Raw genomic sequence first — 9373 nt, 5'->3', positions numbered from 1 at the left:
ACGAATACGAGCAGGCGTACTGGGCGAGCCTGGAGGAAGCCCCGCAGGCCGCTTGATCACACAATCGCGGACTCTACGAAACTCGGGGCAGCTCACGCCGTGGTCTTGTCCGGGCGCTTGACCGGACGGTGAACGCGCTTGTCGCTGCGTCCTGCAATTCAGAGAGCATTGACGCGGTCATTCCGGCGGGCCAAAGGGTTCAGTGCGATCTCCACGGCTGGTGGCTGGCGGAGTGTGTTGTGGACAGTGCAGTGGGAGGCGACGGCGAGCAGGGCCTTGTGGCGGGCCGGGTCCAGGCCGGCACCTCCGGGTCGGCCGGGTGGACCTGCCCGCCGAACCGCCCGCATGGGCGCGTACTGTCCGTAACCGGGCTGCCCTGGACGGCGCGGCAGTCGTGTGGCTGGCCGTGGACGGTAAGCCGGCCGGTGCGCTACTGCTGCGCGACCCCGTGCGCCAGGACACACCGCGAACCCTTCGGCGGCTTCGCGAGGCAGGGCTGCGGCGGCTGGTCATGCTCACCGGCGACCATGAGCGCGCCGCCCGGGAGGTCGCCGCCGTACTCGGTCTGGACGGCGTCGCCGCCCGCCAGAGCCCCTCTGACAAGGTCGCCGCCGTGCGCGCGGAGCGGGCCCGCGCCGTTACCGCGATGGTCGGCGACGGCGTCAACGACGCCCCTGCGCTCGCCGCCGCCGATATTGGCGTGGCCATGGGCGTGCGCGGCTCCACCGCCTCCTCCGAGGCCACCGCCACCATGAGCCGCACCCACGCCGAGATCGCCCTCCTCGCCCGGCGGATCGCCACCCACCTGGAACAGGCCGAGGCCGACGGCAGCCTGCGGCCCGACCAGGTCGACGACCTGCTCGGCACGCTCTACGGCCTGCACGCCGTGCTGCGCCTGCAGTTCGCCCAGGAAGAGGAGAACTACTTCTCGCTGACCGGCTGAGTCCGCCCGGCTCGTAGGTCCCGCCCTGATTCGCGAGGCAGCCCGGACACGATCAACCCCGTCGGCGAGCGGGAGACCGCAGGTGACGGTGACTCCGGCGTCCGGGCGGGACACCTGCCTCAGCGTGCGCCGTGAATCTCGAACAGGGCCGATCCGCCCCAGTCGGCTCCAGGCCCACGGGGCCTGCCCGACGGGGCCGACCGGCCCTCCCGGCGGCTGGCCCATCCAGCGACGCTGGAGGTGAGCCGGCCGACGCCCCTGGGCGACTCCGACCTGGTAGGAGCAGTGTGGGGCTGGCAACCGAGGTGCGAGGTGCGAGATGGGTACTGAAATTCCGGCAGGACGCCGGATAGTGGTCGGAGTCGACGGCTCGCCGTCGTCGAAGCAGGCGCTGCGCTGGGCGGTGGACCAGGCCCGGCTGACCGGCGCCGTCGTGGACGCGGTCGCCTGCTGGGCGTATCCGTCGATGTACGGGTGGGGGATGACCGGGCTGGACCCCGAGCTCGCCGATGCCACCGGCCAGATGCTCGCCCAGGCGGTGGCCGAGGTGGTCGGGGACAGCCCGCCGGTGGAGATCCGGGAGAGCGTCGTCCTCGGCAATGCCGCTGAGGTGCTCCTGGAGAGGGCAGACAAGGCGCAACTGCTCGTGGTGGGCAGCCGGGGTCACGGCGGGTTCTCCGGCGCTCTGCTGGGTTCGGTGGGTCAGCACTGCGTGCAGCACGCGCACTGCCCGGTCGTCGTGTTCCGCAACTGAGCGGGCTGACCGGGCCGATGGCCGTCGCGGCTATGGCTGCGCGCGGTAGTGGTCGCGCCAGATCAGGCGGTACACCCTCGTCCAGCGGGGAATCGACCGGACTCCGGGGATGAACGGCACCAGGACGAGGGCGAGGCTGAGCACCGCCATCAGCGCCCAGATGAGGGCATCCGCGTTCGTCGAGCTCTTGAACGGGTCGATCTGGTACCAGAAGGTGTACAGCCACAGCCATGCCTGTCCGGGGAAGTTCCCGGTCTCGTTCATCATGCCCCACTGGTCGCCGGCCAGGTGCTGCGCGGTGGCCTGGTCGGCCAGGTAGGAGCCGTCGGCGAGGAAGAGCATCGGGCGGGTGTAGTCGGTCTGGTAGAAGAGCCCTCCTTCGGCCAGCAGTTGGCCGTCGAGGCCCCCGGCTTGGGCGAGCGTGAGCAGACGGCCGGTCAGCACCGGCACAGGGCCGTAGTCGCCGGGTGCGACCTGCGCCGGGTCTCCGTCCGGAGCCTTGCCGAGCGCGTCGGAGTACGCGGAGGTCCACGCCTGCTGCCTGTCGGCCGGCGCCGAGGTCCAGGCGGCGAGCGCGGCGGTGACGTCCGGCGGTTCCGGGGCCTGCCGCAGCGGTTGCAGTACGAAGTCCTCGGCGGTGTCGACCGGGATGCGGACCCCGCCGGCCCGCTGCAGGCCGACCGGCCCGATCTTCTGGCCGGCGCCCGGAGTGTTGTTGTACGGCGGGCCGTATTGCGCCGTCGTGCTGGTACCGCCGAGTTCGGCGACCGCGGTGGCGGTGAAGTCGTTCGGGGCAGCGGCGGACCAGGAGGCGAGCGTGATCGGTTTCTCGTCCGGGGAGGAGAACAGGGCCGCCAGGCCCGCGGTCAGCACCGCGACCACGACCAGCGCGACGGTGAACTCTTTGAGCAGGTCGTACGGGCGGGTGGGGAATGTGGCGGACTCGGGTTCCGCAGCCCGGTGCTTGTGCGGGCTCACGGCCGGGCCTCGGACGCAGCAGACTGCTCACCCGGGTGCGGCGTGACGGCGTCGATCGGGGGGACGATTCCCCGGCGCCGGACCAGCAGGACGTGCCAGGCCGTCAGCAGCCCCAGAACGAGTGGGAGCAGCACGATGTGCCACATCAGCATCTGGCCGAAGTCCAGGACATTGAACCAGGCGCCGATACCGACCGAGTTGAGGCCGTCCTTGGCCTGCCCGGAGATCCACTGCGAGTCGAAGTTCTGCTGCACCAGATAGCCCGTGAACGCCGTGCCGATCGAGGCGAGGAAGCAGACCGCTCCGGTCATCCACGTCATCGCCCGCCGGCCGCGCCAGGCGGCCATGAAGAACTTGCCCCACAGGTGGATCACCATGACGAACATGAACAGCTCCACGCTCCACAGGTGGAGGCTGTTGACGTACTTGCCGACGCTCGACGCGTGCCACCAACCGGGCCCCTCCAGCGCGAGCACGCACCCGGTGGCCACCACCACGACCAGGGACGACACGGTGAGCACGCCGAAGACGTAGATCCACGAGGCCATGTACGCGGGCTGGCTGTCGGGCAGCAGCTTCTCTGGGGGCAGGGTGCGTAGGGCGTAGCGGCGCACCGCCCCGGTCCACCCGCCGGAATGATCGAGGCCCTCGTCCGGCTGTGCGGACGACGCTCCTGAGCTGCTCATCGGCGTCCGCGCCCCTTGGGGAACGGCAGCAGCACCGCCGCCACGAAGACCAGCACCATCAGGCCGATGACCACCAGGTTCGCCACCGAGATCTGCACCACGCCCCAGTGAACGTAGTGCCCGGTGTGATTGAGGTCGATGGGCGCCGCCAGCGCGCCGTGCGCGCGTGTCACAGTCATTGCCGGCTCCGGCTCCTTCCAGGACTGATTCGACGTCAGTCTCACCCCCGGTGACGCAACCGGCACGCCGGCGATGAGCCGAACGGCGCACCTCGCAAGCGATCAGGCTTGTTCGGCGGGTGCCAGGGTTTAGCCCCTTCGGCCGGCTGCAGGATCGCGGTGCGGCGCGAGGTCTTTCACGATCCGTCGGACGAGTGGTTCCACGGCGGCCGCGACCGGGGTCGACAGCCCAGGGCCCAGCGTGGTGTCGGCTCCTTCGACGGCGTAGACGACCAGCCGCCGAGGCAGGCGGTCCAGGACGCGGGCGAGTTCGACGGCCTCGCCGAGCCCGAGGCCGTGGGAGCTCGTCGTGCCGCCGGACCGGGGCAGCCGCTCCGCATCGAGCTCCAGGCGGTGGACGCGGCCGGGGCAGCCGGGGTGGGCGTGTGCCGCGTCGACCACGATGGCGAGGTCGGCGTCCTCCCACCGGCCGATGAGCCGGGCGGGGTCGCCGTCGCACACCCGTAGCACTGGGCTGCCGGGCAACGGCCGTTGCTCGGCTTGTTCGGCGAGCCGGGCCAAGACTGCCCAGCCCACGCCGTCGTCGCGGCGGTACTCGTTGCCCACACCGATGACGATGATCCGCGAAGCGACGTCCATGGTGCCTCTCCCTTCCCCGTCCAATCCGCCGGCCAGCCTGGCTGAGCCTGCGTGGGGTTCGCACGGGGGAAGGACTGCGCCATCTGGACCACACCGCTGATCGTCGCCGCATGCACGGTTCCCGGTCCTGTCCATACTGGGCCGGAGGGCACCAGCATCGGCGCACGGAGGTTGGCGGATGGCGGACGACGACGGCGTTGTGGCGGTGATCGACAAGGACGGCCTGGATGCACTCGTCGCCGTTCTCGCCGCGCGTGGCCGCACGGTCATCGGGCCTACCGTCCGCGACGGTGCCATCGTGCTCGCCGAGATCTCAGGCGGCGCGGAGCTCCCGTACGGCTGGGGGGTCGAGCTGGAGGCCGGAACCTATCGGCTGGTTGCCCGCGAGGACGGTGCGGCGTTCGCGCACAGTGCGGGTCCGCAGTCCTGGAAGACCTTCCTGCACCCGCCACGGGTGCGGGAGTGGCGGGCCGACCGCACCGCCGACGGCGAGCTGGTGATCACGCCGGAAGCGACCCCGTCGCCGTCGTACGCCTTCCTGGGGGTACGCCCTTGCGATCTGCGGGCCATCGCGGTGCAGGACCGGGTGTTGACCGGCGGGCGGCACGCCGACCCGGGGTACCGGGGACGCAGGACAGGGGCGTTCCTGGTGGCGGTGGAGTGCACTGAACCCGGCGCCACCTGCTTCTGCGTGTCGATGGGGACCGGGCCGGCTGTGGGGCCGGGCTTCGACCTGGCGCTGACCGAGGTGCTCGACGCCGACGGCCACCGCTTCCTGGTGCGAGCCGGGAGTGGGGAAGGCGAGGCGGTGCTCGCGGAACTGCCCAGCCGCGTCGCCGACACCGCCACCCGGACGGCGGCCCGGGACCGGGTCGCCGAGGCGGCCGATCGGATGGGCCGGTCGATGCCGCTGGTGGACCTCCAGGTGCTGATGCGCGAGACCTTGGACGCCGAGCGGTGGGACGACGTGACGGCCCGTTGCCTGACTTGCGGCAACTGCACGATGGTCTGCCCGACCTGCTTCTGTACCACCGCCGAGGACGTCACCGACCTGACCGGCGATCACGCCGAGCGGTGGCGGCACTGGGAGTCCTGCTTCGACCGGGACTTCACCCACCTGCCGACCGGCCCGGTCCGGGACTCCCCACGCAGTCGCTACCGGCAGTGGGCCACCCACAAACTCGGCACCTGGTACGACCAGTTCGGCAGTTCCGGCTGCGTCGGCTGCGGGCGCTGCATCGTGTGGTGCCCGGTCGGCATCGACATCACCGAGGAGGCCCACGCGCTGAACCGGGAACGCGAGCGGGGCTCGTCAGGGGAGGCAACGGGATGACCGTCGTCCGCCACGGCTTCCTCGGCGCCCTCACGCCCGCCCACCGCGACCGGCTGCTCGCCTTCGCCCACGAGGCGTCCTTCCCCGGCGGCACCCGCATCTTCGAGGAGGGCGGCACGGCCGACCGGTTCTGGATCGTCCGCTCCGGGCTGGTCGCGCTCGACGTCCACGTCCCCGGCCGCCGCGCGGCCGTCGTGGAGACCCTCGGGCAAGGTGAACTGCTCGGCTGGTCCTGGCTGTTCGAGCCCTACCGGTGGCACCTTGGCGCGCAGTGCCGCGATGACGTCACGGCGTACGAGTTCGACGCGGAGCTGGTTCGCGTCGTGTACGACGAGGACCCCGCCTTCGGCCTGGCGCTCACGCACTGCGTCGCTCAGGTGATCGCCCGCCGTTTGAAGGCGACCCGCACCCGCCTGCTGGACCTGTACGGGCCTCCGGGTAGCGGCGGCGGGACGCCATGACGGCGCCCGTCCCGTACCGGGTGGTGGCACACCCGGCCGACACACCCGACACCGCCACGATCGTCCTGCAGCCCGTCCGCACAGCCCTGCCGCCTTTCACACCAGGGCAGTTCGCGATGGTGTACGCCTTCGGTGTCGGCGACATCCCGCTGTCGGTCTCCGGAATCGACGGCCACCGCCTGACCCACACCGTCCGCGCCGTCGGGGCGGTCTCCGGCGCGCTGCACGGTGTGCGGCCCGGCCTGACCGTCGGAGTGCGCGGCCCCTTCGGCACCGGCTGGGAGCTGCCCGAGGCGGCCGGGCGCGACCTGCTGGTGGTGGCCGGAGGCATCGGTCTGGCACCGCTGCGCCCGCTCGTCCTGGCCGCGCTCGCCGAACCCGAGCGTTACGGTCGGCTGAACGTCCTGATCGGAGCACGGGCACCCGGCGAACTGCTCTACCCCGACGAGCCCTGGCAGGCGGCGGCCCGCGTCCTGGCCACCGTGGACCGCCCCGACCCCGCATGGACGGGCGAGGTCGGCGTGGTCACGACCCTGATCGACCGGGCCGCCTTCGACCCGCCGCGGACAACGGCGTTCATCTGCGGCCCCGAGCCGATGATCCGCGCCACCGCCGACGACCTGGTGCACCGAGGCGTCGACCCGGACCGGATCCGGGTCTCGCTGGAACGCACCATGCACTGCGGCACCGGGCACTGCGGCCACTGCCAGCTCGGCCCCCTGCTGCTCTGCCGCGACGGCCCCGTCGTCAGCTGGACCCGTGCCGAACCCCTGCTCATGGTCCGGGAGCTGTAGCGTGCCCATCGAGGATGTGCCGGCCGACACCGATCGACGCCCGAAACTCGCCGTGTGGAAGTTCGCCTCCTGCGACGGCTGCCAGCTCACCCTGCTGGACTGCGAGGACGAACTCCTCGGCATCGCCGAGAAGATCGACATCGCGCACTTCCTCGAAGCGTCCAGCGTGATCGCGCCGGGCCCGTACGACCTGTCGCTGGTCGAGGGCTCGGTCACCACGCCGCAGGACGTCGAGCGGATCCAGCACGTCCGAGCCGTCTCCCGCCGACTGGTGACCATCGGCGCCTGCGCGACCGCCGGAGGCGTCCAGGCGCTGCGCAACTACGCCGACGTCGCCGGGTTCCAGGCCGTTGTCTACGCCAGGCCCGACTACGTCGCCACGCTCGCCACCTCCACGCCAATCAGCGCCCACGTCCCCGTCGACTTCGAGCTGCGCGGCTGCCCCATCGACCGGGGCCAGCTGCTGGAGGTCATCACCGCCTACCTGGCCGGCCGCAAGCCCGGCGTACCCGACCACAGCGTGTGCTTCGAGTGCAAGCAACGCGGCACCACCTGTGTGACGGTGGCCCATGGCACCCCCTGCCTGGGTCCGGTCACCCACGCCGGGTGCGGCGCGCTCTGCCCGACGTTCGGGCGCGGCTGCTACGGCTGCTTCGGCCCCTCCAACTCCACCAACTTCCCCGCCTTCATCCCGCTACTGCGCCGTGACGGCATGGACACCCTCGACGTGGTGCGCGTGTTGCGCACCTTCAACACTGCCGCCGAGGAGTTCGACGCGGCCTCCCGCAAGGAGGAACTCCGGTGACCCACCGCGGATCCAGGGTGCTGCACGTCGGCTCGCTCGCCCGCGTGGAGGGCGAGACCGCGCTGCACCTGAACCTGGACGGTGGTCAGGTCACCGAGGCCCGGCTGGCGATCTACGAACCGCCGCGCTTCTTCGAGGCGTTCCTACGCGGACGCTCCCACACCGAGCCGCCCGACATCACTTCCCGGGTCTGCGGGATCTGCCCGGTCGCCTACCAGCTGAGCGCCTGCCGCGCGGTCGAGGACGCCTGTGGCGTTGTCGTGGACGGGCAGCTCGCCGCACTGCGCCGATTGCTCTACTGCGGCGAGTGGATCGAGAGCCAGACCCTGCACATCCACCTCCTCCACGCCCCCGACTTCCTCGGCCGCGACAGCGCCATCGACCTCGCCCGCACCCACCGCGCCGACGTCGAGCGCGGACTGCGGCTCAAGCAAGCCGGCAATGCGATCCTCGAACTGCTCGGCGGCCGGGCGATCCACCCCGTCAACGTCCGCCTCGGCGGCTTCCACCGCGTCCCCACCTCGGCCGAACTGCGGCCGCTGGCCGAGCGATTGCGCTGGGCTCGGGACGACGCCGAGCAGACCGTGCGCTGGGTGGCCGGCTTCGAGTTCCCCGACGCCGGGTGCGACCACGACCTGCTCGCGCTGGCGGAGCCCGGCACCTACGCCATCGAGTCCGGCACGCCCACAGTCATGCCGGCCCCGCAGGCCGCCGCACTGAGCGCCGACAGCGACCGCGCGCTGCCCGCCCGCACGTTCGCCGTCCACGAATTCGGCGACCACGTCATCGAACACCAGGTGCCGCACTCCACCGCCCTGCACTCCCGGCTGGACGGCCGCCGTCACCTGACCGGCTCGCTCGCCCGCTACGCGATCAGCGGACACTGGCTCTCCCCGCTCGCCCTCCAGGCCGCCCAGGACGCCGGACTCGGCGACCCCCGACAGGGCACGGTCTGCCGAAACCCGTTCCGCAGCATCATCGTCCGCGCCGTCGAGGTGCTCTACGCCGTCGACGAGGCCCTGCGCCTCATCGACGCCTACGAGCCGCCGCCGCGCCCCTGCGTGGACGTGCCGCCGCGCGCCGGCACCGGCCACGGTGCGACCGAGGCACCGCGCGGCCTGCTCTACCACCGCTACACGCTCGACGCGCAAGGGACCGTCACCGACGCCTCGCTGGTTCCGCCCACCGCGCAGAACCAGGGGGCGATCGAGGAGGACCTGCGCCGCCTGGTCCGGGAGCGCATGGCGGTTGGTGAGCCCACCGACGCCGAACTGACCGCCCTGTGCGAACGGGCGATCCGCAACCACGACCCGTGCATCTCCTGCTCGGCCCACTTCCTCGACCTCACTGTCGACCGGACCGGACTCGCCCGCTGACGTCGCGCGTTGCGGCGAATGGGGCAGTCCCGGGCAGGGCCACGGCGTGGCCGTGGGACGGGCTCGTCACAACGCCCTGTAATGAAGCCAGCCGTATGTCCCCGCCGTACAGCCCCGTGGAGGACCGGCCTTGACGGTGAAGCAGGAAGCGCCAGTCGGGCAGCGCCGTAGGGTGGTCGTCCGAGGTGTCGTTAAGGGCGTGGGATTTTCGTCTTCACTCTCGCGGCGGCGAGGCTGCGCGAATCGGGAGAGCCGGGTTCCTCGGCCGTCCTGGCGACCGTGGACTGCCGCCGCGGCTCGGGGCCGTTGCCGGGCATGTCAGAGCCCGTCCCGGCGCGGGGACGACACGGTGATCACCGGGCCGCGGGCACCGACGCCAAAGACGATCGGCTGATCCCGGTCGGCGATTGTCATGTTTCCTCTAC

Annotated in this window: 10 protein-coding genes and 1 pseudogene; 7 read left to right on the top strand and 4 right to left on the bottom strand. The window is 71.6% G+C overall.

Going from position 1 to position 9373, the window contains the following annotated elements; genetic code table 11:
• Positions 1–283: 283 nt before the first annotated feature.
• Positions 284–943 (top strand): annotated as a pseudogene (locus tag ACIBEC_RS21365) (HAD-IC family P-type ATPase); the annotation flags it as partial.
• A 319-nt stretch (positions 944–1262) separates the two neighbouring features.
• A complete protein-coding gene (locus tag ACIBEC_RS21360) occupies positions 1263–1697 on the top strand; it encodes a universal stress protein (RefSeq protein ID WP_360501137.1) in 435 nt (144 codons plus the stop codon).
• Between the two features lie 30 nt (positions 1698–1727).
• Here the strand turns inward: ACIBEC_RS21360 and ACIBEC_RS21355 are convergent, their stop codons facing one another.
• The 4 genes from ACIBEC_RS21355 to ACIBEC_RS21340 form a co-directional block, all read right to left on the bottom strand.
• Positions 1728–2675, bottom strand: coding sequence for a hypothetical protein (locus ACIBEC_RS21355; RefSeq protein WP_360501140.1), 948 nt, complete (start codon positions 2673–2675; stop codon positions 1728–1730).
• Entirely contained in the window at positions 2672–3361 is a 690-nt protein-coding gene (locus ACIBEC_RS21350) for a cytochrome b N-terminal domain-containing protein (protein ID WP_360501143.1), read from the bottom strand. Before ACIBEC_RS21350 ends, ACIBEC_RS21355 begins: the two co-directional genes overlap by 4 nt.
• A complete protein-coding gene (locus tag ACIBEC_RS21345) occupies positions 3358–3540 on the bottom strand; it encodes a hypothetical protein (protein ID WP_360501145.1) in 183 nt (60 codons plus the stop codon). The genes ACIBEC_RS21350 and ACIBEC_RS21345 overlap by 4 nt, the downstream gene beginning before the upstream one ends.
• A gap of 129 nt (positions 3541–3669) precedes the next feature.
• Positions 3670–4179 (bottom strand): hydrogenase maturation protease, encoded by a 510-nt coding sequence (locus tag ACIBEC_RS21340; protein WP_360501148.1) that lies wholly within the window; start codon positions 4177–4179, stop codon positions 3670–3672.
• 178 nt (positions 4180–4357) lie between these two features.
• Here ACIBEC_RS21340 and ACIBEC_RS21335 point away from each other — a divergent pair, with 178 nt between their 5' ends.
• The 5 genes from ACIBEC_RS21335 to ACIBEC_RS21315 are packed head-to-tail and all read left to right on the top strand — an operon-like array spanning position 4358 to position 8948.
• Complete coding sequence (locus ACIBEC_RS21335; RefSeq protein WP_360501151.1) at positions 4358–5512, top strand: 4Fe-4S dicluster domain-containing protein; 1155 nt, start codon at positions 4358–4360, stop codon at positions 5510–5512.
• Positions 5509–5973, top strand: a complete 465-nt coding sequence (locus ACIBEC_RS21330; protein WP_360501154.1) for a cyclic nucleotide-binding domain-containing protein — start codon at positions 5509–5511, stop codon at positions 5971–5973. Before ACIBEC_RS21335 ends, ACIBEC_RS21330 begins: the two co-directional genes overlap by 4 nt.
• Entirely contained in the window at positions 5970–6767 is a 798-nt protein-coding gene (locus ACIBEC_RS21325; RefSeq protein WP_360501157.1) for an FAD/NAD(P)-binding protein, read from the top strand. Before ACIBEC_RS21330 ends, ACIBEC_RS21325 begins: the two co-directional genes overlap by 4 nt.
• 1 nt (position 6768) lies before the next feature.
• Positions 6769–7572 (top strand): oxidoreductase, encoded by an 804-nt coding sequence (locus ACIBEC_RS21320; protein WP_360501160.1) that lies wholly within the window; start codon positions 6769–6771, stop codon positions 7570–7572.
• Positions 7569–8948 carry a nickel-dependent hydrogenase large subunit gene (locus tag ACIBEC_RS21315; RefSeq protein WP_360501162.1) on the top strand — a complete coding sequence of 460 codons (1380 nt, stop codon included), beginning with the start codon at positions 7569–7571 and terminating at the stop codon, positions 8946–8948. Before ACIBEC_RS21320 ends, ACIBEC_RS21315 begins: the two co-directional genes overlap by 4 nt.
• Positions 8949–9373 lie beyond the last annotated feature (425 nt).

The sequence above is a fragment of the Kitasatospora sp. NPDC051164 genome (assembly GCF_044455625.1).
GTDB lineage: Bacteria > Actinomycetota > Actinomycetes > Streptomycetales > Streptomycetaceae > Kitasatospora.
Note: the sequence above shows the minus strand (reverse complement) of the source record. Positions and strands in the feature narration are given on the sequence as shown.